This is a genomic window from Nocardioides marmorisolisilvae, assembly GCF_003725775.1.
Lineage (GTDB): Bacteria > Actinomycetota > Actinomycetes > Propionibacteriales > Nocardioidaceae > Marmoricola > Marmoricola marmorisolisilvae.
In genome coordinates this window covers 362,824-386,379 of sequence record NZ_RJSG01000002.1, presented here as the reverse complement: position 1 = coordinate 386,379, position 23,556 = coordinate 362,824, and the positions used below count along the sequence as shown (strand labels likewise).

General features: G+C 69.5%; 22 protein-coding genes and 1 riboswitch. Of the genes, 9 read left to right on the top strand and 13 right to left on the bottom strand.

The window, feature by feature from the left end; translation table 11 throughout:
• Positions 1 to 42: 42 nt before the first annotated feature.
• From EFL95_RS05570 to EFL95_RS05560, 3 genes are read right to left on the bottom strand one after another with little or no spacing between them, the layout of a single operon-like run.
• The gene (locus tag EFL95_RS05570; protein WP_123233060.1) at positions 43 to 819 is read right to left on the bottom strand and encodes a succinate dehydrogenase/fumarate reductase iron-sulfur subunit; all 777 of its coding nucleotides are present in this window, start codon (positions 817 to 819) and stop codon (positions 43 to 45) included.
• Positions 819 to 2,708 (bottom strand): fumarate reductase/succinate dehydrogenase flavoprotein subunit, encoded by a 1,890-nt coding sequence (locus EFL95_RS05565; protein ID WP_246004816.1) that lies wholly within the window; start codon positions 2,706 to 2,708, stop codon positions 819 to 821. Before EFL95_RS05565 ends, EFL95_RS05570 begins: the two co-directional genes overlap by 1 nt.
• The gene (locus EFL95_RS05560) at positions 2,708 to 3,424 is read right to left on the bottom strand and encodes a hypothetical protein (RefSeq protein WP_246004815.1); all 717 of its coding nucleotides are present in this window, start codon (positions 3,422 to 3,424) and stop codon (positions 2,708 to 2,710) included. Before EFL95_RS05560 ends, EFL95_RS05565 begins: the two co-directional genes overlap by 1 nt.
• Before the next feature lie 290 nt (positions 3,425 to 3,714).
• Here EFL95_RS05560 and EFL95_RS05555 point away from each other — a divergent pair, with 290 nt between their 5' ends.
• From EFL95_RS05555 to EFL95_RS05545, 3 genes are all read left to right on the top strand, one after another.
• Positions 3,715 to 4,428: a succinate dehydrogenase cytochrome b subunit gene (locus tag EFL95_RS05555; RefSeq protein WP_246004814.1), complete on the top strand. Its 714-nt coding sequence runs from the start codon at positions 3,715 to 3,717 to the stop codon at positions 4,426 to 4,428.
• Positions 4,429 to 4,446: 18 nt separating this feature from the next.
• Positions 4,447 to 6,474: a fumarate reductase/succinate dehydrogenase flavoprotein subunit gene (locus EFL95_RS05550; protein WP_221176412.1), complete on the top strand. Its 2,028-nt coding sequence runs from the start codon at positions 4,447 to 4,449 to the stop codon at positions 6,472 to 6,474.
• A gap of 73 nt (positions 6,475 to 6,547) precedes the next feature.
• Positions 6,548 to 7,291, top strand: a complete 744-nt coding sequence (locus EFL95_RS05545; protein ID WP_123233056.1) for a succinate dehydrogenase/fumarate reductase iron-sulfur subunit — start codon at positions 6,548 to 6,550, stop codon at positions 7,289 to 7,291.
• A gap of 83 nt (positions 7,292 to 7,374) precedes the next feature.
• Here EFL95_RS05545 and EFL95_RS19410 read toward each other — a convergent pair whose 3' ends face one another.
• Positions 7,375 to 7,521, bottom strand: coding sequence for a hypothetical protein (locus EFL95_RS19410; RefSeq protein WP_183407053.1), 147 nt, complete (start codon positions 7,519 to 7,521; stop codon positions 7,375 to 7,377).
• Here EFL95_RS19410 and EFL95_RS05540 point away from each other — a divergent pair.
• Positions 7,520 to 8,446 (top strand): CAP domain-containing protein, encoded by a 927-nt coding sequence (locus tag EFL95_RS05540; RefSeq protein WP_183407052.1) that lies wholly within the window; start codon positions 7,520 to 7,522, stop codon positions 8,444 to 8,446. The two genes, EFL95_RS19410 and EFL95_RS05540, sit on opposite strands and share 2 nt — an antisense overlap.
• On the opposite strand, the gene EFL95_RS05535 is transcribed toward EFL95_RS05540, so the two are convergent.
• Together EFL95_RS05535 and trpS are read right to left on the bottom strand one after the other, a co-directional pair.
• Positions 8,443 to 8,988, bottom strand: a complete 546-nt coding sequence (locus tag EFL95_RS05535; RefSeq protein ID WP_123233054.1) for a 2'-5' RNA ligase family protein — start codon at positions 8,986 to 8,988, stop codon at positions 8,443 to 8,445. The genes EFL95_RS05540 and EFL95_RS05535 overlap by 4 nt on opposite strands.
• Before the next feature lie 4 nt (positions 8,989 to 8,992).
• Positions 8,993 to 10,012 (bottom strand): tryptophan--tRNA ligase, encoded by a 1,020-nt coding sequence (trpS, locus tag EFL95_RS05530; protein ID WP_183407051.1) that lies wholly within the window; start codon positions 10,010 to 10,012, stop codon positions 8,993 to 8,995.
• A 63-nt stretch (positions 10,013 to 10,075) separates the two neighbouring features.
• Between trpS and EFL95_RS05525 the strand changes: the two genes are divergently transcribed.
• Positions 10,076 to 11,209, top strand: a complete 1,134-nt coding sequence (locus tag EFL95_RS05525) for a GNAT family N-acetyltransferase (RefSeq protein WP_123233052.1) — start codon at positions 10,076 to 10,078, stop codon at positions 11,207 to 11,209.
• A 7-nt stretch (positions 11,210 to 11,216) separates the two neighbouring features.
• On the opposite strand, the gene EFL95_RS05520 is transcribed toward EFL95_RS05525, so the two are convergent.
• Entirely contained in the window at positions 11,217 to 13,409 is a 2,193-nt protein-coding gene (locus EFL95_RS05520) for an NADP-dependent isocitrate dehydrogenase (RefSeq protein WP_123233051.1), read from the bottom strand.
• A gap of 119 nt (positions 13,410 to 13,528) precedes the next feature.
• Here EFL95_RS05520 and EFL95_RS05515 point away from each other — a divergent pair, with 119 nt between their 5' ends.
• From EFL95_RS05515 to EFL95_RS05500, 4 genes are all read left to right on the top strand, one after another.
• Positions 13,529 to 14,164 carry an MIP/aquaporin family protein gene (locus tag EFL95_RS05515; protein ID WP_123233050.1) on the top strand — a complete coding sequence of 212 codons (636 nt, stop codon included), beginning with the start codon at positions 13,529 to 13,531 and terminating at the stop codon, positions 14,162 to 14,164.
• Positions 14,165 to 14,227: 63 nt separating this feature from the next.
• Positions 14,228 to 14,662 (top strand): Fur family transcriptional regulator, encoded by a 435-nt coding sequence (locus EFL95_RS05510; protein WP_183407050.1) that lies wholly within the window; start codon positions 14,228 to 14,230, stop codon positions 14,660 to 14,662.
• A 27-nt stretch (positions 14,663 to 14,689) separates the two neighbouring features.
• Positions 14,690 to 16,822: a catalase/peroxidase HPI gene (gene katG / locus EFL95_RS05505; RefSeq protein ID WP_123233049.1), complete on the top strand. Its 2,133-nt coding sequence runs from the start codon at positions 14,690 to 14,692 to the stop codon at positions 16,820 to 16,822.
• 78 nt (positions 16,823 to 16,900) lie between these two features.
• Complete coding sequence (locus EFL95_RS05500; protein WP_123233048.1) at positions 16,901 to 17,896, top strand: malate dehydrogenase; 996 nt, start codon at positions 16,901 to 16,903, stop codon at positions 17,894 to 17,896.
• Between the two features lie 19 nt (positions 17,897 to 17,915).
• Here EFL95_RS05500 and EFL95_RS05495 read toward each other — a convergent pair whose 3' ends face one another.
• The 6 genes from EFL95_RS05495 to EFL95_RS05470 all read right to left on the bottom strand — a co-directional run bounded on the left by EFL95_RS05495 (position 17,916) and on the right by EFL95_RS05470 (position 23,521).
• Positions 17,916 to 18,758, bottom strand: coding sequence for a Gfo/Idh/MocA family protein (locus EFL95_RS05495; protein ID WP_221176331.1), 843 nt, complete (start codon positions 18,756 to 18,758; stop codon positions 17,916 to 17,918).
• 1 nt (position 18,759) lies between these two features.
• Complete coding sequence (locus tag EFL95_RS05490) at positions 18,760 to 19,068, bottom strand: DUF3017 domain-containing protein (RefSeq protein WP_123233047.1); 309 nt, start codon at positions 19,066 to 19,068, stop codon at positions 18,760 to 18,762.
• Positions 19,068 to 19,922 (bottom strand): bifunctional methylenetetrahydrofolate dehydrogenase/methenyltetrahydrofolate cyclohydrolase, encoded by an 855-nt coding sequence (locus EFL95_RS05485; RefSeq protein WP_123233046.1) that lies wholly within the window; start codon positions 19,920 to 19,922, stop codon positions 19,068 to 19,070. Before EFL95_RS05485 ends, EFL95_RS05490 begins: the two co-directional genes overlap by 1 nt.
• A 32-nt stretch (positions 19,923 to 19,954) precedes the next feature.
• On the bottom strand, positions 19,955 to 21,532 hold the full coding sequence (purH, locus tag EFL95_RS05480) for a bifunctional phosphoribosylaminoimidazolecarboxamide formyltransferase/IMP cyclohydrolase (protein ID WP_123233045.1): 1,578 nt from the start codon (positions 21,530 to 21,532) through the stop codon (positions 19,955 to 19,957).
• 40 nt (positions 21,533 to 21,572) lie between these two features.
• A riboswitch (ZMP/ZTP riboswitch) is annotated at positions 21,573 to 21,650 on the bottom strand.
• Between the two features lie 11 nt (positions 21,651 to 21,661).
• Positions 21,662 to 22,282 carry a phosphoribosylglycinamide formyltransferase gene (gene purN, locus EFL95_RS05475; protein WP_123233044.1) on the bottom strand — a complete coding sequence of 207 codons (621 nt, stop codon included), beginning with the start codon at positions 22,280 to 22,282 and terminating at the stop codon, positions 21,662 to 21,664.
• Positions 22,283 to 22,291: 9 nt separating this feature from the next.
• Entirely contained in the window at positions 22,292 to 23,521 is a 1,230-nt protein-coding gene (locus EFL95_RS05470) for a cell division protein PerM (protein WP_123233043.1), read from the bottom strand.
• Positions 23,522 to 23,556: the final 35 nt, after the last annotated feature.

Sequence of the window (23,556 nt, the reverse complement as noted above, 5' to 3'; positions counted from 1 at the left end):
TGCTGGTTTCACGTCTTGCCTAGGGAAACCAGCACCGCCGCCTCAGACCTCGGTACGCCCCTCGCGGTCCTTGTCCCGGATCCCGATCTTCGAGCCGAGCCAGACCAGCGGGTCGAACTTCTTGTCGGCCACGCGCTCCTTCATCGGGATGATCGCGTTGTCGGTGATCTTGATGCCCTCGGGGCAGACCTCGGTGCAGCACTTGGTGATGTTGCACATGCCGAGGCCGGCGGCACCCTGGGCCAGCTCACGCCGGTCGTGGGTGTCCAGCGGGTGCATGTCGAGCTCGGCGTACCGGAGGAAGAAGCGGGGGCCGGCGAAGGCGGGCTTGTTCTCCTCGTGGTCACGCACGACGTGGCAGGTGTTCTGGCACAGAAAGCACTCGATGCACTTGCGGAACTCCTGGCCGCGCTCCACGTCGACCTGGGCCATCCGGCGCTTGCCGTCCGCGTCGCGCGGCGGCAGCTTGGCGTACGGCAGCTCCTTGGCCTTCTCGTAGTTGAACGAGACGTCGGTGACCAGGTCGCGGATGACCGGGAAGGTCCGCATCGGCGTGACCGTGATGGTCTCGTCCTCCTCGAAGTCCGAGAGCCGGCACATGCACATCAGCCGCGGCTTGCCGTTGACCTCGGCGCTGCACGAGCCGCACTTGCCGGCCTTGCAGTTCCAGCGGACCGCGAGGTCGCCTGCCTGAGTGCCCTGGACGCGGTGGATCGCGTCCAGCACGACCTCGCCCTCGGACACCTCGACGGGATAGTCCTTGATCTCGCCGCCGTCCTTGTCGCCGCGCCAGATCCGCAGCTTCAGGGTGTAGGCCATCAGTTCTTCCCCTCCTCGGGCTTGGCTGCCGCGTCGAAGTACTTCGTCAGCTCCTCGGGCATCACCGGGAGCGGCTTCTCGGCCAGGTCGACCCCGGTGCCGGCGGCGTTGAGGGTGACCACCAGGTTCTTGGTGCCCCAGACCGGGTCGGTCTTCGGGTAGTCGTTGCGGGTGTGACCGCCGCGCGACTCCTGGCGGGCCAGCGCCGCCTTCGCGATCGACTCGCTGACGATCAGCATGTTGCGCAGGTCGATGGCCAGGTGCCAGCCCGGGTTGTACTGCCGGTGGCCCTCGACCTTCATCGTCTTGGCGCGCTCCTTGAAGCCCTCGATCGCGACCAGCGACTGCTCCAGCTCGGAGCCGTCGCGGATGATGCCGACCAGGTCGTTCATGGACTGCTGCAGGTCGGTCTGGATCGAGTACGGGTTCTCGCCACCCTCGACCTCGAACGGCGCCAGGGCGCTGGCCTGCGCGGCGGCGACGTCCGCGTCGCTGACCTTCGGCCGGTTGGCTCCCAGTCCGTTCGCGTAGGCGGTCGCGGCGTCGCCGGCGCGCTTGCCGAAGACCAGCAGGTCACCGAGCGAGTTGCCGCCGAGCCGGTTCGAGCCGTGCATGCCGCCGGAGCACTCGCCGACGGCGTACAGGCCGGTCACCGAGGACTCCTGGGTGTCGGCGTTCACCTCGACGCCACCCATCACGTAGTGGCAGGTCGGGCCGATCTCCATCGGCTCGGAGGTGATGTCGACGTCCGCCAGCTCCTTGAACTGGTGGTACATCGACGGCAGCCGCTTCTTGATGAACTCCGGCGTGCGCCGCGAGGCGATGTCGAGGTAGATGCCGCCGTGCGGGGTGCCGCGGCCGGCCTTGATCTCGGAGTTGATCGCGCGGGCGACCTCGTCACGGGGCAGCAGCTCGGGTGGGCGCCGGTTGTTCTTCTTGTCCTCGTACCAGGCGTCGGCCTCCTCGACGGTGTCCGCGGTCTCCGCCTTGAAGAAGTCCGGGATGTAGTCGAACATGAACCGCTTGCCCTCGGAGTTCTTCAGGATGCCGCCGTCACCGCGCACCGACTCCGTCACCAGCAGGCCCTTGACCGAGGGCGGCCAGACCATGCCGGTGGGGTGGAACTGGATGAACTCCATGTTGATCAGCGAGGCCCCGGCGCGCATCGCGAGCGCGTGGCCGTCGCCGGTGTACTCCCAGGAGTTCGAGGTGACCTTGAACGACTTGCCGATGCCGCCGGTGGCCAGGATGACCGTCGGGGCGTCGAAGACGATGAAGCGGCCGGACTCGCGCCAGTAGGCGAAGCAGCCCGCGATCGCGTCGCCGTCCTTGAAGAGGTCGGTGACGGTGCACTCCATGAACACGTCGATGCCGAGCTCGACGGTGCGCTGCTGGAGGGTGCGGATCATCTCCAGGCCGGTGCGGTCGCCGACGTGGGCGAGCCGGGCGTACTTGTGACCACCGAAGTCGCGCTGGCTGATCAGCCCGTCGTCGGTGCGGTCGAACAGCGCGCCCCAGTCCTCGAGCTCCATGACCCGCTCGGGGGCCTCCTGGGCGTGCAGCTGGGCCATCCGCCAGTTGTTGAGCATCTTGCCGCCGCGCATGGTGTCCCGGAAGTGCACCTCCCAGTTGTCCTCCGGCCAGCGGTTGCCCATGGCGGCCGCGATGCCGCCCTCGGCCATCACCGTGTGGGCCTTGCCGAGCAGCGACTTGCAGACCACGGCGACCTTCGCGCCCGCGTCGTGCGCGGCGATCGCAGCCCGCAGGCCCGCACCTCCGGCGCCGACCACGACCACGTCGTAGGTGTGCCGTTCCATGCCACCGGCAGCATCCCCGTCCAGGGCGTTGCCGGTCATCGGGTGACGGCCTTCAGCAGGTGCCGCGGTCATCAGAAGAACCTCGCTTCGGAGATGGTGCCGTTGGACAGCAGGTAGATGTAGAGGTCGGCGAACGCGACCGAGAACAGGGAGTACCAGGCGAACTTGGCGTGGTGGACGTTGATCTTCGAGACCCAGGTCCAGAGCTTGTAGCGGACCGGGTGCTTGGAGAAGTGCCGCAGCCGGCCGCCGACCGCGTGCCGGCAGGAGTGGCACGACAGCGTGTAGAGCCAGATGAAGACGACGTTGACCAGCAGGATCAGCGTGCCCAGACCGACGTGGCCGCTGCGGTGGCCGTCGACGCCGAACTTCTGGAACGACAGCACGACGTCGTAGGTCAGGATCACGCCGACCACGATCGCGGCGTACCAGAAGTAGCGGTGGATGTTGTTCAGGATCAGCGGCAGCCGGGTCTCACCGGTGTACTTGGTGTGCGGCTCGGCGACGGCGCAGGCCGGCGGGGAGAGCCAGAACGCCCGGTAGTAGGACTTCCGGTAGTAGTAGCAGCTCATCCGGAATCCCAGCGGGAAGATCAGGATGATCAGCGCCGCCGAGAGCGGGAAGCCGTTGAACGGGGTGCCGAAGTCCGCCGCCGAACCGCACTTGTCGGTCAGGCACGGCGAGTAGAACGGCGACAGGTAGTCACCGACCATGTAGTGCCCCTGCTCCGGGTTGCCGCCGGCGAAGGCGCGCCACGTCGCGTAGACGACGAAGGAGCTGAAGACCACGAAGGTCGTGAGCGGCGCGAGCCACCAACGGTCCGTCCGTAGCGTCTTGACACCGATCGCAGCCCTGGTGGGCCCGTTGACTCCAGCGGGTGCCTTCGTCGACGCCATTCCTACCTCCGTCATGTGTTCCGGCTCACGTCCGGAGTTGACTATGTATGCAAAGGGCCGGAGTTGGAAGAGGGCACGACGGACCTGGTGGAACAGGTTTCATTGTTTTCCGTGGGACTGGTGGGAGAAAGATCACTCCCTACGGGTCAGTAGGGCCCGGTGACCAGCGATACGGTGCCAGCGTGGCAATCCAGAATTCCGGGCCCACCCTTGTCCAGGGTGCCCGAGCAACGCAGAGCACCATCTTCCTGAAGATCCTGATGGCTGCCAGCGGCGCCGTCTTCATCGCCTTCGTGCTCCTGCACATGTACGGCAACCTCAAGGCCTTCAACGGCCACGACGCCTACAACGAGTACGCCGAGCACCTGCGCGAGCTGGGCACCCCGATGCTCCCCCACAGCGGTGCGCTGTGGATCATCCGGGCGGTGCTGATCCTCTCGCTGGTCGTGCACGTCTACTGCGCGGCAACCCTGTGGAAGCGCGCCAAGAAGGCCCGCACCGTGCGGTACCAGGTGAAGAAGCACACCGGCGCGATCTTCGCGAGCCGGATGATGCGCTGGGGCGGCGTCACGCTGCTGCTCTTCATCATCTGGCACCTGCTGAACTTCACCATCGGCAAGGTCAACGTCACCGGCGGCGCCACCAACGACCCGTACAACCTGGTCGTCGACTCGTTCAGCACCTGGTGGCTGACGGTGATCTACCTGGTCGCGATGGCGATGCTCGGAGCGCACCTGCACCACGGCATCTGGAGCGCCACCCAGACCCTGGGTCTGACCAACTCCGACCGCACCCGCAAGCTGGCCAAGAACTCGGCGTTCACGCTCGCCGTCGTCATCGCAGGCGGGTTCTCGCTCGTCCCGATCTTCGTCCTCGCCGGCGTCATCAACAAGTAAGGCAGCTCCATGACCGACATGCCGGACACCACCCTGACTCCGGACCCCTCCCACGTCGCCGAGGGACACCCGAGCAGCGATGACGCCGCGGGCTACTACACCCCGGGTACGCCGCTGACCGACACCAAGGCGCCGGGCGGCCCGATCGCCGACCGCTGGCAGACCCGCAAGTTCGAGGCCCGCCTGGTCAACCCGGCCAACCGCCGCAAGCTCGACGTGATCATCGTCGGCACCGGTCTGGCCGGCGCCTCCGCGGCCGCGACCATGGGCGAGGCCGGCTACAACGTGAAGTCCTTCTGCTACCAGGACTCCCCGCGCCGGGCGCACTCGATCGCCGCCCAGGGCGGCATCAACGCGGCCAAGAACTACAAGGAGGACGGCGACTCCGCGCACCGTCTCTTCTACGACACCGTCAAGGGCGGCGACTACCGCTCGCGCGAGTCGAACGTCTACCGGCTGGCCGAGGTGTCGGTGAACATCATCGACCAGTGCGTCGCCCAGGGCGTCCCGTTCGCCCGCGAGTACGGCGGCCTGCTCGACAACCGCTCCTTCGGCGGCGTGCAGGTCTCCCGCACCTTCTACGCCCGCGGCCAGACCGGACAGCAGCTGCTCATCGGCGCCTACCAGGCCCTCGAGCGCCAGGTCGCGGCCGGCACCGTGGAGACCTTCACCCGCCACGAGATGCTCGAGCTGATCGTGGTCGACGACGGTGACGGTCCTCGGGCCCGCGGCATCATCGTGCGCGACATGGTCACCGGCGAGATCGAGACCCACCTGGCCGACGTGGTGGTGCTCGCCAGCGGGGGCTACGGCAACGTCTTCTTCCTCTCCACCAACGCGATGGGCTGCAACGTCACCGCGGCCTGGCGCGCGCACCGCAAGGGCGCCTACATGGCGAACCCCTGCTACACGCAGATCCACCCGACCTGCATCCCGGTCACCGGCTCCCACCAGTCGAAGCTGACGCTGATGTCGGAGTCCCTCCGCAACGACGGCCGCATCTGGGTGCCGAAGAAGAAGGAGGACTGCGACAAGGACCCGCGGTCCATCGCCGAGGAGGACCGCGACTACTTCCTGGAGCGGATCTACCCGAGCTTCGGAAACCTGGTCCCCCGCGACATCGCCTCGCGCGCCGCCAAGTACATGTGCGACGAGGGCCGCGGTGTCGGTCCCGAGGTCGACGGCGTCCGCCGCGGCGTCTACCTGGACTTCCAGGACGCCATCGCCCGCCTGGGCAAGGAGGGCGTGGAGGAGAAGTACGACAACCTCCTCGACATGTACGAGCGGATCACGGGCGAGAACCCGTACGAGGTGCCGATGCGCATCTACCCCGCCGTGCACTACGTGATGGGCGGCCTGTGGGTCGACTACGACCTGCAGTCCACGATCCCTGGCCTGTTCGTGACCGGTGAGGCCAACTTCTCCGACCACGGCGCCAACCGCCTGGGCGCCTCGGCGCTGATGCAGGGTCTGGCCGACGGCTACTTCGTGCTGCCGCACACCATCCGCGACTACCTCGCGGACGCGCCGTTCGAGAAGATCCCCGAGGACCACCCGGCCGTCGTGGAGGCCAAGCAGGCCGTCACCGAGCGGATCGAGCACTTCCTCACCGTCAACGGCACCCGCAGCGTCGACTCGTACCACCGCGAGCTCGGCAACATCATGTGGGAGTACTGCGGCATGGAGCGGACCGAGGACGGGCTGAAGAAGGCCATCGACCTGATCCGCTCGCTGAAGGACGACTTCTACCGCAACGTGAAGGTGCTCGGCACGGCCGACAGCCTCAACCAGAGCCTGGAGAAGGCCGGCCGCGTCGCCGACTTCTTCGAGCTCGGCGAGCTGATGTGCATCGACGCGCTGAACCGGCGCGAGTCCTGCGGCGGTCACTTCCGGGCCGAGTCGCAGACCGAGGACGGCGAGGCGCTGCGCCACGACGACCAGTTCGCGTACGTCGCCGCCTGGGAGTTCGCCGGCGAGAAGCCCGTGCTCCACAAGGAAGAGCTGACCTACACCGCCATCGAGATGAAGCAGCGGAGCTACAAGTGAGCGAGCGCAGCGAGCGAACCATCCAACACAGCGAAACCGGTTTCACTGAAGCCGATGCGAAGCGAGGCCTTCTGTGAAACTGACTCTCAACATCTGGCGGCAGACCGACGCCAACGACGCGGGTGCGATGCACACCTACCAGGTCGACGACGTCTCCCCCGACATGTCGTTCCTGGAGATGCTCGACGTCCTCAACGAGGACCTCAACGCGAAGGACGAGGAGCCGATCGCGTTCGACTCCGACTGTCGCGAGGGCATCTGCGGCATGTGCAGCCTGATGATCAACGGCGAGCCGCACGGCCCCGAGGTCACCACCACCTGCCAGCTGCACATGCGCTCGTTCAAGGACGGCGACACCATCACCATCGAGCCGTGGCGGGCGAGCGCCTTCCCGGTGCTCAAGGACCTCTGCGTCGACCGCAGCGCCTTCGACCGGATCATCCAGGCCGGCGGCTACATCTCGGTCAACACCGGTTCGGCTCCCGAGGCGCACTCGGTGCCGGTGCCGCGTGACGACGCCATGCGCGCCTTCAACGTGGCGACCTGCATCGGCTGCGGCGCCTGCGTGGCGGCGTGCCCGAACGGATCGGCCTCGCTCTTCATGGGCGCAAAGATCACCCACCTCGGCGAGCTCCCGCAGGGACAGCCGGAGCGGGACAGCCGGGTGACCAACATGGTCGCCCAGCACGACCACGAGGGCTTCGGCGGCTGCACCAACATCGGCGAGTGCGCCGCGGCGTGCCCCAAGGAGATCCCGCTCGACGTGATCAGCCAGCTGAACAAGGACCTCCGGACCGCCATCAAGCACGGTCACTGACGGCCGATCTGCACCTCACTGAATACCGAACTCGGTCCGGACCCCCAGGACCGGACCGAGCCCGAGTAGGGACTAAAGTACCATTATTCGGGACCAAACTGGTCAAATCGGACATTTAGGGCATATAGTTCTTCCATGAGGGAGAACACTGGACGACGGAACGTCAGACGCGCCGGCACCATCGCGAGTGCCACGGCCGTGATTGCATCGATGGTGACGGGGCTGGTCATGACGACCTCCTCCCCCGCCGGCGCCTCCGACGGGGGCAGCACCGCCTACCGGACGACCTACCGCTGGAGCGGCGCGGTCAACACCGGCAGCAAGACCGCGGTGAACTCGGCGTACTGGTCGCAGTACGCCCCCAAGTACAACGTGCTGGTCGACTGGCTCGGCGGCAGCATCCTGGGGTGCCTGCCCGGCCTGACGTCCTCGACGACGAACTCGGCCACCCTGAGCGCGCTGAACTACGTGCGCTCGCTGGCCGGCCTGGCCCCGGTCAGCTTCTCCTCCACCCTGAACGCCAGCGCCCAGCGCGCGGCACTGATCATGGCGGCCAACAACGCGCTCAGCCACGCGCCGAGCAGCGGCTGGAAGTGCTGGAGCTCCAGCGGTGCGGCCGCGGCCGGCAGGTCCAACCTCGCGCTCGCCTACCCGTCCCTGCGGGCCGGCCAGATCATCGACCTGTACATGGACGACAAGGGCGACAGCAACGTCGCCGTCGGCCACCGCCGCTGGATCCTGAACCCGTTCTCGACCGTGATGGGCAGCGGCACCACCGACACCGCGAACGCGCTCACCGTGATCGGGCCGACCAGCTCCTCGCGGCCGAACCCGCGCTACGTCGGCTGGCCGACCGCCGGGTACTTCCCGAACGCGCTCGAGCCCGGCGGCCGCTGGTCGCTCTCGTCCGGCTCGAAGGGCACCAGCTTCCAGTACGCCCGGGTCTACGCCTACAACCACGACGGCGTGCGGATCCCGGTGCGCAAGTACTCGGTGCACAGCGGCTACGCCCAGCCGACGATCGTCTGGCAGATGCCGTCGTGGATCGGCAAGTCGGGCACCTACAAGATCACCGTCACCGGCATCAAGCGGTCCGGTTACTCGGGGACGACGTCGACGTCCTACACGGTTCGGCTGTTCACCCCCAGCCACTAGTCGGCTGGGGGGTGGGCTCCTCCCTCGTGCCTGCCCCCCAGCTCGAAGGCCTGGGTCGGCTGCCAGCCCTCCACCTCGTCGTGCACGTAGAGCCAGAACTCGGTGACGTCGAAGTGGGTGCGGTAGCCCGACAGGTCCTCGAAGGCGTGGTCGAGCTGCTCGGCCGGGAGATCGTGCGCGACGGTGACGTGCGGGTGGTAGGGGAACGCCACCTCCACGGCCAGCGGTCCGGTGCGGATCGCCTCGGCCAGCAGCTCGCACCCCGCGATGCCCTCGACCACGCCGATGAACACCACCGGGGAGACCGGCCGGAACGTCCCGGTGCCGCGCAGGCTCACCCGGTAGGACTGGTGCTCCCCGGCAACCCGGGCCAGGTGCTCGCGGATCGCGTCGAGGTCGCCCTCGGCCACCTCGGTCGGCGGCACCAGGGTGATGTGGGTGGGGATGTGCCGGGCGGTCTCGTCGCCCAGGGACACCCGGTACTCCTGGAGGGACAGCCCTTCAGGCTCCGGGACCGCTACCGAGACCCCGATGGTCAGCACGCGCCTAGCCTCGCAGGAATCCGACGTGCTCGTACACATCCGCGAGCGTCCGGGAGGCGACCTCACGGGCCTTCTCGGCGCCGCGACGCAGGATCGCGTCCAGCTCGGCGGTGTCCGCCAGCAGCTCGGTGGTCCGGTCGCGGAACGGCGTCACGAAGTCGACCACGACCTCGGCCAGGTCGCCCTTGAAGTCGCCGTACCCCTTGCCCTCGTAGGCCTTGACCAGGTCGTCGATGCTGCGCCCGGTCAGCGCGGAGTAGATGTTCAGCAGGTTGGAGACGCCGGGCTTGTTCTCCTCGTCGAAGCGGACGACGGTCTCGGAGTCGGTCACCGCGGAGCGGATCTTCTTCGCCGAGACCTTCGGGTCGTCGAGCAGGTCGATGATCCCGGTCGGCGAGGACGCCGACTTCGACATCTTCTTGGTCGGGTCCTGGAGGTCGGTGATCTTCGCGGTCTCCTTGAGGATGTAGGCCTCGGGGAGCCGGAAGGTCTTCTTGTAGCGGTGGTTGAACCGCTGGGCCAGGTCGCGGGTCAGCTCGAGGTGCTGGCGCTGGTCCTCCCCGACCGGCACGTACTGCGGCCGGTAGAGCAGGATGTCGGCGGCCTGCAGGATCGGGTAGGCGAACAGCGCGACCGAGGCGGCACCCTCGCCGCCCTTGGCCGACTTGTCCTTGAACTGGGTCATCCGGCGGGCCTCGCCGAAGCCGGTCATCGAGTTCAGCACCCAGGCCAGCTCGGCGTGCTCGGGCAGGTGCGACTGCACGAAGATCGCCGAGCGCTCGGGGTCGATCCCGGCCGCGATCAGCTGGGCGGCGGCCACCCGGGTCCGGGTCGCCAGCTTCTTCGGGTCGTGCTCGAGCGTCAGCGCGTGCAGGTCGGCGATGAAGAAGAACGGCTCGAAGTCGTCCTGGAGCGCGACCCACTGCCGCAGCGCACCCAGGTAGTTGCCGAAGTGGAACGAGTCCGCCGTCGGCTGGATGCCGGAGAGGACGCGCGGCTTGGTCGCAGGGGGCTGATCGGGCATGAGGGACATTGTTCCAGTTCCGGGTAGCGGTTTTCGCCCGGGTGCTCCGCCTAGGATCGCCGCGTGGATCCCCGGTCGCGTGTCCCGACCCTCACCGACGGCGTCGTTACGCTCCGCGCGCACACCGATGACGACGTCGAGTCCGTCCTGGAGCAGTCCCTGGACCCGGCCAGCCTCACCTGGACCAACATCCCGATCGGCTACACCCGCGACGACGTGAAGCGCTACGTCCGCGAGCTGCTCCCCGGAGGCTGGGAGACCGGCCGGGAGTGGGCCTTCGCCGTCGAGGTCGCCGGCACGTACGCCGCCACGGTGCTGCTGCGCGACGAGGGCGAGGGCCGCGCCGAGATCGCGTACGCCGCCCACCCGCGCTCCCGGGGCACCGGGTCCGTCGATCGGGCGCTGCGGTTGCTGCTCGCTTGGGGGTTCAGCCCCGAGAGCGAGGGCGGCCGCGGTCTGCGCACGGTGATCTGGCGGGCCTTCGTCGGCAACTGGGCCTCCCGCAAGACCGCCTGGCGCCTCGGCTTCAGCTGCGACGGCACCGTCCGCGACGCGATGGTCTACCGCGACACCCTGGTCGACGGCTGGATCGGCACGTTGCTCGCCACCGACGAGCTCGCGCCCCGCAACGCCTGGCTCGACGTGCCCCGCATCGTGGGTGCCGACGTGGTGCTGCGGGCGCACGCCGAGCACGACGCCGAGCGCGCCCAGCAGGCCTGCTCGGACGAGCGGACGGCGTACTGGCTCGGCAGCCTGCCGACGCCGTACACGCTCGAGGACGCCGAGGCGTACGTGCGCTCACGCCCCGAAGGCATGGCAACCGGTACGGCGCTGCACTGGGCGATCGCCGACCCGGCCACCGACGACCTGCTCGGCAGCATCTCGATCATGGACCTGACCGGACAGGCCGGGCCGGAGGTCGGGTACTGGGCGCACCCGGACGCGCGCGGTCGCGGCGTGATGACCGCCGCGGTCCGCCTCGCCGTCCGGCACGCGTTCATCGACGAGGTCGACGGCGGCCTGGGCCTGGACAAGCTCCGGCTGGTCTCCGCGGTCGACAACACCGCGTCTCGCCGGGTGGCCGAGGCCAACGGCTTCCGCGAGGGCGGCATCGAGCGGCTGGGCACGGTGTGCCGCGACGGCCGGCACGACACCGTGGTCTACGACCTGGTGCCGGCCGACCTCCGCGTCAGCTGATCCGCGCTCAGAGAGCGGCGAGCGCCTCGTTGAGTGTCGTGGACGGACGCATCACGTTGTTCGCCTTGTCCTCGTCCGGGCGGAAGTAGCCACCGATGTCGGCGGGCGAGCCCTGGACCGCGAGCAGCTCCTCGACGATCTTCTGCTCGTTGCCCACCAGCGCGGCCGCGAGACCGGCGAAGGCCTCGGCCAGCTCGGCGTCCTGGGTCTGCCCGGCCAGCTCCTGGGCCCAGTACAGGGCCAGGTAGAAGTGGCTGCCGCGGTTGTCGATGGTGCCCAGCCGGCGACCCGGGGACCGGTCCTCGTTGAGGAAGGTGCCGGTGGCCCGGTCCAGGGTGTCGGCCAGGATCTGCGCCCGGGCGTTGCCGGTCACGCCGGCGAGGTGCTCGAAGCTCGCGGCCAGCGCGAAGAACTCGCCCAGGCTGTCCCAGCGCAGGTAGTTCTCCTTGACCAGCTGCTGCACGTGCTTCGGCGCCGAACCGCCGGCCCCGGTCTCGAACAGGCCACCGCCGTTCATCAGCGGGACGATCGAGAGCATCTTCGCGGAGGTGCCGAGCTCGAGGATCGGGAACAGGTCGGTGTTGTAGTCGCGAAGCACGTTGCCGGTCACCGAGATGGTGTCCTCTCCCTTGCGGATCCGCTCCAGCGAGTACGCCGTGGCCAGCTCCGGGGACAGGATCTTGATGTCCAGGCCGGAGGTGTCGTGCTCGGGCAGGTACTCGTTGACCTTGGCGATCAGGTTGGCGTCGTGGGCACGGGCCTCGTCCAGCCAGAAGATCGCCGGCGAACCGGTGGCCCGGGCGCGGCTGACGGCCAGCTTGACCCAGTCGCGGATCGGGGCGTCCTTGGTCTGGCAGGCGCGCCAGATGTCGCCGGCCTCGACGTCGTGCGAAAGCAGCACGGTGCCGTCCGAGGCCAGCACCCGGACGGTGCCGTCGACGGCGATCTCGAAGGTCTTGTCGTGCGAGCCGTACTCCTCGGCCGCCTGCGCCATCAGGCCGACGTTCGGGACCGAGCCCATCGTCGCGGGGTCGAAGGCGCCGTGCTTGCGGCAGTCCTCGATGACGGTCTGGTAGACCCCGGCGTAGCTGGAGTCCGGGATCACCGCGAGGGTGTCGTCCTCGTTGCCGTCCGGGCCCCACATGTGGCCCGAGGTGCGGATCATCGCCGGCATCGAGGCGTCGATGATCACGTCGCTGGGCACGTGCAGGTTGGTGATGCCCTTGTCGGAGTCGACCATCGCCAGCCGCGGGCCGTTCGCGATCCCGGCCTCGAAGGCGGCCTTGATCTCGGCGCCGTTGGGCAGCGCGTCCAGGCCGGCGTAGATCGCGCCGAGGCCGTCGTTGGCGGACAGGCCGGCCGCGGCCAGGTCGTCGCCGTAGGTGGCGAACACGTCGGCGAAGAAGGCCTTCACCACGTGGCCGAAGATGATCGGGTCGGAGACCTTCATCATCGTAGCCTTCAGGTGGGCGGAGAACAGCACGTCCTCGGCCTTGGCCTTGGCGATCGCGTTGACCAGGAACGCACGCAGGTGCGCGACCTGCATCGCGGTGGCGTCGACGACCTCACCGGCGAGCACCTTCAGTCCGTCCTTGAGCACCGTGGTGGTGCCGTCGGAGGCCTCGAGGACGATCGAGAGGGTGTCGTCGGCGGCGATGACCACGGACTTCTCGTTGGACTTGAAGTCGTGCTCGCCCATGGTGGCGACGTTCGTCTTGGAGTCACCCGACCAGGCGCCCATCGAGTGCGGGTGGGTCTTCGCGTAGTTCTTCACCGAGGCCGGTGCGCGGCGGTCGGAGTTGCCCTCGCGCAGCACCGGGTTCACGGCGCTGCCCTTGACCTTGTCGTACTTGGCGCGGGCGTCCTTCTCGGCGTCCGACTGCGGGTTCTCCGGGTAGTTCGGGATGTCGAAGCCCTGGCTCTGCAGCTCGGTGATCGCGGCCTTGAGCTGCGGGATCGAGGCGGAGATGTTGGGCAGCTTGATGATGTTCGCCTGCGGCGTCTTGGCCAGCGCGCCGAGCTCGCCCAGAGCGTCGTCGGCCAGGCCGAACTGGGCCAGGATGCGGGCCGCGACGGAGATGTCCCGGGTCTCGACGGCGACACCGGCGGTGCCGGCGTACGCGGAGATGATCGGGAGGAAGGAGTGGGTCGCGAGGAGCGGAGCCTCGTCGGTGTACGTGTAGATGATCGCGTCGGTCACCCCAGAACGCTATCGGCCCGACTCGCCGCGCTCAATGTCGGGTCGGACGCGCCCGAACCGAGAAGATTGTCGGTGGCCGTACGCACTCCCCTGCAGCGCGCTGCTGAAAGGAACATGTCATGTCTGATTCCGCACGGAAGTACGTGACCGAGCTGATCGGCACCTTCTTTCTCGTCTTCACCGTGATCTCGGCGGTGAGCACCAAGGCCGAGCTCGCTCCGCTCGGCATCGGCGCCGTCCTGATGGTGATGATCTTCGCCGGTGGCCACATCTCCGGTGCCCACTACAACCCGGCCGTCTCGATCGCCGCGTTCGTCCGCGGTCGCCTGGACTCTTCCGACCTGGCGCCGTACATCGTGTCCCAGCTGATCGGCAGCACGCTGGCCGCACTGCTCGGGCTCTGGATGTTCGACAACACCGCTCCGGACAAGTGGACGGGCAAGCCGCTCGGGATGGCCCTGGTGGTCGAGATCCTGTTCACCTTCGCCCTGGCCTACGTGGTGCTGAACGTGGCCACCTCCAAGGACCACCCGGACAACTCCTTCTACGGGCTGGCGATCGGTTTCACCGTCGCCGCCGGTGCGGTCGCCGTCGGCGCCATCAGCGGTGCCGCGTTCAACCCGGCCGTCGCCTTCGGCGTCTCGCTCACCCAGCTCTCGCCGTGGGCCAACATCTGGGTCTACTGGCTCGCCCAGGTGATCGGCGGCATCCTGGCCGGCGTGACCTTCAAGGCGCTCAACCCGAGCGACGCCTGATCCACTTCGCACACCCTCCCTCCTTTTCTTGACTCATTCAAGAAAAGGAGGGAGGGTGTTGCTGTGCCCGACTCCCCCGCCGCACCGGACTTCTCCGCACAGCTGCGCAGCGCCGCACTGCGCGTGACGCAGCCGCGGGTCGCGGTCCTGGCCGCGGTGCACGAGCACCCGCACGCGAGCACCGATGCACTGATCGACGCCGTTCGGGGAACCCTGCCCGACGTGTCCCACCAGGCCGTCTACGACTCGCTGCACACGCTGACCGCGGCCGGGCTGGTCCGCAAGATCCAGCCGTCCGGCTCCACGGCCCGCTACGAGTCCCGGATCGGGGACAACCACCACCACGTGGTCTGCCGCTCCTGCGGCGCCGTGGCCGACGTCGACTGCTCGACCGGCCACGCCCCCTGTCTCACCGCATCGCAGAGCCACGGCTTCGTCATCGACGAGGCCGAGGTCATCTACTGGGGACTCTGTCCCCAGTGCTCGACCGCTGTTTGATCCCAACCCCACTCGGAAGGTTGCACCATGTCTGAAAGCGAGAACCCCGTGCTCGACGCTCCCACCACGGAGTCGCCGGCCCCGCGCACCAACAAGGACTGGTGGCCCAACGCCCTGGACCTGACCGTGCTGCACCCGAACCACCCGAAGGGCAACCCGCTGCCCGCCGACTTCGACTACGCCGCGGCCTTCGCCGGCGTCGACGTCGAGGCGCTCAAGGCCGACGTCACCGAGGTGCTCACCACCTCCCAGGACTGGTGGCCGGCCGACTTCGGCCACTACGGCGGCCTGATGATCCGGCTGTCCTGGCACGCGGCCGGCACCTACCGGATCGAGGACGGCCGCGGCGGTGCCGGCGACGGCAACCAGCGTTTCGCCCCGCTGAACTCCTGGCCCGACAACGGCAACCTGGACAAGGCCCGCCGGCTGCTGTGGCCGGTGAAGAAGAAGTACGGCCAGTCCGTGTCCTGGGCCGACCTGCTGGTGCTCGCCGGCAACGTCGCGCTGGAGTCGATGGGCTTCACGACCTTCGGCTTCGGCTTCGGGCGCGAGGACGTCTGGGAGCCGGAGGAGGTCGACTTCGGCGGCGAGGGCGAGTGGCTCGGCGACGAGCGCTACTCCGGGGACCGCCAGCTGGCCAAGCCGCTGGGTGCGGTCCAGATGGGCCTGATCTACGTCAACCCCGAGGGCCCGAACGGCAACCCGGACCCGCTGGCCTCGGCCCGCGACATCCGCGAGACGTTCGCCCGGATGGCGATGAACGACGAGGAGACCGTCGCGCTGATCGCCGGCGGCCACACCTTCGGCAAGACCCACGGCGCCGGCAACCCCGACCTCGTCGGCCCCGAGCCCGAGGGAGCGCCCATCGAGCAGCAGGGCTTCGGCTGGAAGAGCACGCACGGCTCCGGCAAGGGCGCCGACGCGATCACCTCCGGCCTGGAGGTCACCTGGACCGACAAGCCCACGCAGTGGAGCAACCGCTTCCTGGAGATCCTCTACGGCTACGAGTGGGAGCTGGCCGAGAGCCCGGCCGGCGCCAAGCAGTGGGTGGCCAAGGACGCCGAGGCGATCATCCCCGACGCCCACGGCGGCGCGAGCAAGAAGCCGATGATGCTCACCAGCGACCTGGCGCTGCGCTTCGACCCGGCGTACGGCGAGATCTCGAAGCGCTTCCTGGACAACCCCGACGAGTTCGCGCTGGCCTTCGCCAAGGCCTGGTACAAGCTGCTGCACCGCGACCTGGGGCCGGTCACCCGCTACCTGGGCCCGTGGGTCGCCGAGCCGCAGCTGTGGCAGGACCCCGTTCCCGCGCACGAGGGCGCCCTGATCGGCGACGCCGAGATCGCCGACCTCAAGGCCGCCGTGCTCGACACCGGCCTGAGCATCCAGCAGCTGGTTTCCACCGCGTGGGCCTCGGCGGCGACCTTCCGCTCCACCGACAAGCGCGGTGGTGCGAACGGGGCGCGGCTGCGCCTGGCCCCGCAGAAGGACTGGGCGGTCAACGCCGGCACCGGCGAGGTGCTCGACGCCCTGGAGAAGGTGCAGGTCGACTTCAACGGCCGCGGCGGCGCCCAGGTGTCCCTGGCCGACCTGATCGTGCTGGCCGGTTCGGCGGCGGTCGAGAAGGCCGCCGCGGACGCTGGTACTCCGGTGACGGTGCCGTTCCACCCGGGTCGGACCGACGCGACCCAGGAGCAGACCGACGTCGACTCCTTCGCGGTGCTCGAGCCGCGGGCCGACGGCTTCCGCAACTACCTGCGTGCGGGCGAGAAGGTGCAGCCCGAGAAGCTGCTGGTCGAGCGGGCCTACCTGCTCGGCCTCAACGCACCGCAGCTGACCGCGCTGGTCGGTGGTCTGCGCGCCCTCGGCGTCAGCGAGGGTGGCCACGGCGTCTTCACCGATCGGCCCGGGCAGCTCACCACCGACTTCTTCACCAGCCTGCTCGACACCGTGAGCACCTGGAAGGCGTCGGACGAGCACGTCTACACCGCCGAGGACGGCCGCACGGCCACCGCCGTCGACCTGATCTTCGGCTCCAACTCGGTGCTCCGGGCGCTGGCTGAGGTCTACGCCTCGAACGACGGCGGGCAGAAGTTCGTGTCCGACTTCGCCGCCGCCTGGGTCGCGGTCATGGAGGCCGACCGGTTCGATCTGGCCTGACCGCGTCTCAAGCGGTACCCGCACGAACCGACGCCGGCGCACCTGCGCTAGCGTCGGTTCGTCGTATCCGCCTCTTCCATGGAGTCTCACGTGACCGCACCTCTCAAGGTGGCCGTGACCGGCGCTGCCGGCCAGATCGGCTACAGCCTGCTCTTCCGCATCGCCAGCGGTGCCATCGCCGGTGACCGTCCCGTCGAGCTCCGCCTGCTCGAGATCGAGCCGGCCCTCAAGGCGCTCGAGGGCGTCGTGATGGAGCTCGACGACTGCGCGTTCCCGAACCTCGCCGGCATCGAGATCGGCCACGAGCCGGAGAAGATCTTCGACGGCGTGAACCTCGCCCTGCTCGTCGGCGCCCGTCCGCGCGGCCCGGGCATGGAGCGTGGCGACCTGCTCTCGGCCAACGGCGCGATCTTCACCGCCCAGGGCAAGGCCCTGAACGCGGTCGCCGCCGACGACGTGCGCATCGGCGTCACCGGCAACCCGGCCAACACCAACGCGCTGATCGCGCTGAAGAACGCCCCGGACATCCCGTCGGAGCGCTTCTCCGCGCTGACCCGCCTGGACCACAACCGGGCGATCTCGCAGCTGGCCGCCAAGACCGGCGCGGCCGTGACCGACATCAAGAAGGTCACCATCTGGGGCAACCACTCGGCCACCCAGTACCCGGACCTGTTCCACGCCGAGATCGGTGGCAAGAACGCCGCCGAGGTCGTGGGCGACCAGGCCTGGGTGGAGGACTACTTCATCCCGACCGTCGCCAAGCGCGGTGCCGCGATCATCGACGCCCGGGGTTCGTCCTCGGCCGCCTCGGCCGCGTCCGCGACCTGCGACGCCGCCCGCGACTGGCTGAACGGCAGCCCGGCCGGCGACTGGGTCTCGATGGCGGTCGTCTCCGACGGCTCCTACGGCGTCCCGGAGGGTCTGGTCTCGTCCTTCCCGGTCACCACCTCGGGTGGCAACTGGGAGATCGTCCAGGGCCTGGAGATCGACGACTTCTCCCGCGCCCGGATCGACGCCTCGACCGCCGAGCTCGCCGAGGAGCGCGACGCGGTGACGGAGCTGGGTCTGATCTGAACCAGCTCGACGCGAACAGCTACCGACGCGGGTCCAGGGCAACCTGGGCCCGCGTCAGTACTTCCACGACCTGGCGGCCGAACCGCACGTCGACCCGGTGCCGGGTCTCCCCCGAGCGGATGTTCGCGACCAGCTCGCTGACCGCGCGGGAGTAGGCGTCATGCACGTCCCGGGTGTGCTCGGGCTGCTGGAGCCACCCGTCGGCGCCGTAGAACTCGACGGTGATCCGGGTCGTGCCCGGCGGCATCGTCAGGCTCAGCGACATCCGGCTGGTGGCACCGCTGTCGTGGGTGAGCACCAGGTGCACCAGATCTCCGGCACCGCGCGTTCCCGTCACCTCGGCGACCGGGCCGAGCGCGGTGATCAGCTGGGCCAGCTGGTGCGGGCCGACGTCCCAGAGCGCGCCGTGCTGCTGGCGCCACACGGATCCGGCGTACGGGCTGTCGCTGCCGGCCTGGGCGCTGAGCCAGTCGGCGCGACCGCCGAGCGGAGCTGAGGCGGCGACCTCGCTCAGCCATTCCTCCCACGGCGGCACGAACCGCTGGGTGAAGAACACCACCGAGGACAGGTCCCGGGCATCCACCTCGGCGACCAGTGCGTCCGCGGCGGCCAGATCCAGGGCGATCGGCTTCTCCAGCAGCAGGTGCTTGCCTGCCCGAGCGGCGCGCAGGGCGATCTCGGCCTGCACGGACGGCGGCACCGCGAACGCGACCGCGTCGACCTCGGCGAACCGGGCCTCGTAGTCGGAGTCGCGGCCCCACATCCCGACGAACTCGACGTCCGGGTGCGCAGCCAGGCCCGCGGCATGCACCTCGCGCGCCCAGTAGCCGGTGCCGACCAGTCCGAAGCGGAGCGGTTCCACGTCAGAGCCCGGGCTGGTCCGGGATGTTCGCGGCGAGCACGATCAGTGCGATGCCGACCCCGGCCAGGGCGGTCACGTCGAACCACTTGCTCCGCACCCGCAGCATCCCGGCCTCGCGCTCGTCGAGCAGCACCCGCGACCCGGAGGCCACCACGAAGGCCGCCCCGACCAGGGCGATCCCGCGGCGCCAGGGGCCGAACGCGACCAGGCACAGGCCGGCGATGGTGAGCCCGACCAGGATCAGGTAGATCAGTCCGCCGACCGTCGAGGGTCGACGGCGTCGCTCGGTCTCGGTCGCAGGCGGGGTCATCAGGCCGACAGGCTCTTCTCGGCGATCGAGACCACGTTGGCCAGCAGCATCGCCCGCGTCATCGGGCCGACCCCGCCCGGGTTCGGCGAGACCCAGCCGGCGACGTCCCAGACGTCGTCCGCCAGGTCACCGGCGATCTTGCCGTCGACGCGGGAGACGCCCACGTCGAGCAGCGCGGCGCCCGGCTTGACCATGTCCCCGGTGATGATGCCGGGCACGCCCGCCGCAGCCACGACGATGTCGGCGTTGCGCGTGTGGGCGGCCAGGTCCCGGGTGCCGGTGTGGCACAGGGTGACGGTCGCGTTCTCCGAGCGGCGGGTGAGCAGCAGGCCCATCGGACGGCCGACGGTGACCCCACGGCCGACCACGCAGACCTCGGCACCGGCGATCTCGACGCCGTGGCGACGCAGCAGCTCGACGATCCCGTACGGCGTGCAGGGCAGCGGCGCCTCCTTGCCGAGCACCAGCCAGCCGAGGTTGGTCGGGTGCAGGCCGTCGGCGTCCTTGGCCGGGTCGATCAGCCCGAGGACCCGGTTCTCGTCGCGGCCCTTCGGCAGCGGCAGCTGGACGATGTAGCCGGTGCAGGCCGGGTTGGCGTTGAGGCCGGCGACGGCCTCCTCGATCTCCTCCTGCGTGGCGGTCTCGGGCAGGTCCACCCGGATCGACTCGATGCCGACCTCGGCGCAGTCCTTGTGCTTGCCGTTGACGTACCAGCGCGAGCCCGGGTCGTCACCGACCAGGACGGTGCCCAGGCCGGGCACGATCCCCTTCTCGCGGAGCGCCGCGATCCGGGACTTGAGCTCGTCCTTGATCGCGGCGGCGGTGGCCGAGCCGTCGAGGGTCTGTGCGGTCACAAGCGCATCCTGCCTGTCGTTCCTGTGAGAGATCAGTGGAAGAAGTGCCGCGTGCCGGTGAAGTACATCGTCACGCCATGCTGCTTGCAGAGCTCGACGGTCAGCTCGTCGCGGACCGAGCCGCCCGGCTGCACGATCGCCTTCACGCCGGCCTCGATGAGGATCTGCGGACCGTCCTCGAACGGGAAGAAAGCGTCGGAAGCGGCGACCGAGCCACGCGCCCGCTCCTCTCCCTCGACCAGGCTGTTCGCGCGCTCGACGGCGAGCTTGCAGGAGTCGACCCGGTTGACCTGGCCCATGCCGATGCCGACCGAGCCGCCGTCCTTGGCGAGCAGGATCGCGTTCGACTTGGCCGAGCGGCACGCCTTCCAGGCGAAGGCCAGGTCGGCGAGGGTCGCCGCGTCGGCGGGCTCGCCGGTCGCGAGCGTCCAGGACTCGACGTCGTCGCCCTCGGCGTCCACGTGGTCGACGGTCTGCATCAGCAGGCCGCCGGAGATCGGCCGGGTCTCGACCGGGGACCCGCCGACGGTGGTCGCCACCAGGATCCGGATGTTCTTCTTGCCCTGGAGGATCTCGACGGCGCCGTCCTCGTAGCCCGGGGCGACGATCACCTCGGTGAAGACGTCCGCGACCTGCTTGGCCATCTCGACGGTGACCGGGCGGTTGGCCGCGATCACGCCGCCGAACGCCGAGACCGGGTCGCACTCGTGCGCCCGGCGGTGCGCCTCGGCGATGTCCTCACCGACGGCGATGCCGCACGGGTTGGCGTGCTTGATGATCGCGACCGCCGGCTCGGCGAAGTCGTTCGCGGCGCGCCGGGCGGCGTCGGTGTCGACGTAGTTGTTGTACGACATCTCCTTGCCGTGCAGCTGCTCGGCCTGGGCCAGCCCGGCCGGGCCGAAGCCGTTCAGGTAGAGCGCGGCATTCTGGTGCGGGTTCTCGCCGTAGCGCAGCACCGCGGCCTTGTCGTAGGTGCCGCCGATCCAGGCCGGGAAGCCGGTGCCCTCCGAGGAGTCGACCAGCACGCTGCCCATCCAGCTCGCCACGCCCACGTCGTACGTCGCCGTGTGGACGAACGCCTTGGCGGCCAGCGCCTTGCGCTCCTCGTAGGTGAAGCCACCGTTCCTGGCGGCCTCGAGCGCGCGGCCGTAGTCGGCGCCGTCGGTGATGATCGCGACGCTCGGGTGGTTCTTCGCAGCGGCGCGGACCATGGAGGGACCGCCGATGTCGATCTTCTCGATGATCTCCTCGACGGTGCCGCCGGCGGCGACCGTCGCGGCGAACGGGTACAGGTTCACGACCACCAGGTCGAAGGGCTCGACGCCGAGGTCCGCCAGCTGCGCGACGTGGTCGTCCAGGCGGCGGTCGGCCAGGATGCCGGCGTGCACCCGCGGGTGCAGCGTCTTGACCCGGCCGTCCAGGCACTCCGGGAAGCCGGTCAGGTCCTCGACCTTGGTGACCGGCAGGCCCAGGCCCTCGATCAGCGACGCGGAGCCGCCGGTGGAGACCAGCTCGACGCCGGCCTCGGCGAGGCCGCGGACCAGGTCCTCGAGGCCGGTCTTGTCGAAGACGGAGACCAAGGCGCGCTTGATCGGGATCTGGTCGTTCATCGTGACTCCTGGGGCTGTGACAGGGGTGGGGCGGTCGGGCTGAGGGCACCCAGGCGTTCGATGCGGCCTCGACTCACTCCCTGGTGGTTGCCCACCTGCGCCAGTCGTGTGCCGCGATCCTATGTGTTTTCAGGAGCCGAATCGAACCCGGCGCCCGGTCACGGAGATCCCCTCGCGCGCCATCCGTCCCACGTTCTCCACGAGCATCTCCCGTTCGGCGACCTTGATCCGCTCGTGCAGGCTCTCGACGTCGTCGGCATCCTCCACGGGGACCACCGCCTGGGCGATGATCACGCCGGTGTCCACGCCCGCGTCGACCACGAACAGGGTCGCGCCGGTCACCTTCACGCCGTACTCGAGGGCGTCTGCCGGACCGCTGACGCCGGGGAACGAGGGGCACAGCGCCGGGTGGGTGTTGACCACCTTGTTCTCGAACCGGCCCAGGAAGTCCGCGCCCACCAGCTTCATGAAGCCGGCCAGCACGACCACGTCCGGCTCGAAGGCCGCGACGGTGTCGGTCAGGGTGTGGTCCCAGTGCTCGCGGGAGGTGAAGTCGCCGACCTTGCGCACGAACGTCGGCACTCCGGCCCGCTCGGCACGGGCGAGACCCTCGATGCCCTCGCGGTCCGCACCGACGGCGACCACCTTCGCGCCGTACGCCGGGTCCTCGCAGGCGTCGAGCAGGGCCTGCAGGTTCGTGCCGGCGCCGGAGACGAGGACGACCAGGCGGGCAGGGACGTTGTCAGGCACGGGAGCAGGCTACCGGGGGCCTGCGCCCACCTCGGCCGGCCGTCTGCGGCGTGACCACCACTCGTGGACGACGGCGCCGATCAGGCCGCCGACCATCATCGTGCCGGTCGCGAAGACCAGGACGCGGGCCGTCGGCGCGCCGATGTCGGCCATCCGACCGGTCCCGGCCGGACCGCCGGCGAACGAGATCGCGACGGTGATCAGCACGCCAGCGAAGAAGCCGGCCGCCGCACCGCGCAGGGCGGCCAGGTCGAGCGGCTGCGACTCGCCGTCGCGCCGGCCGATGCCTGCGCCGATCGCCGCGGCGAGTGCCGGCACCGCCATCAGCACGACCAGCCACCCGGGAGTCGGGCCATCGCCGGGAAGTGCCGCCAGCACCGGGAACGCCGGAACGGCCCCGAGCGAGACTGCGGTCGGCGAGACCGTGGTGCCGGTGCCGATCGCGAAGCCTGGCCCGAGCAGGTAGGAGCTCCCGAGCAGCGCCAGGTTCGGCGCGACCAGCGCCATCACCAGCGTGTAGGTCAGCGCGTCACCGGTGGAGAGGTCGAGCTTGGAGAGGATCTCGGAGGCCTCGTTGAAGGAGAAGAGCAACGAGACCGCGACCAGCACCGCGCCGGAGGCGAGCAGCAGTAGGGCACCGCAGACCGCGCCGAGCGCGACCTCGCGGATCCAGGCGGGCACCTGGTCGAGCCAGAAGTCGAGCCGACCGGTGCCGACGCCCTGACCGAGCCCGCCTGCCAGTGCGGAGATGAGCAGGGCCCCGAGAACGGTGCGCGACATCCCCGGGGTGGCCCCGGTCGTGGTGGCCAGGGTGCAGACGATCACCGCGATCACGACGTAGGCGCCGGCGAACGTGGCCACGCCCCCGACGAGCACCCGGTCGTCGGTGACGGTGTGCGCGTTCCGACCGGCCCAGCGACCGCACCGGAACGCGACCAGGACCAGCATCATCGTCAGCGCCAGCGGGGTGAGCCCGAGCGGCAGGCCGGTGAGGGTCAGGTGCGAGCCGTGGCCCATCAGCCAGGCGTCCGAGCCGACCCGGAGCGCGTCCTTGGTGTTGCCGTGCGCGCCGCCGTCGGCGAGGAACCAGGCGGTCAGCGCCAGCGACATGCAGAGCACCAGGGTGATCCCGACCGCCATCGCGCCGCCCATCGCCGCGGTCGCGCTCAGCGGCCGTCCCGGCTCGGGGGTACGCGGGGCGGGCTCCCGCCGCAGGCGGATGGTTACGTCGTCGGACATCGCCCGCCCATCCTCACCCATGGGGGATTGGCATC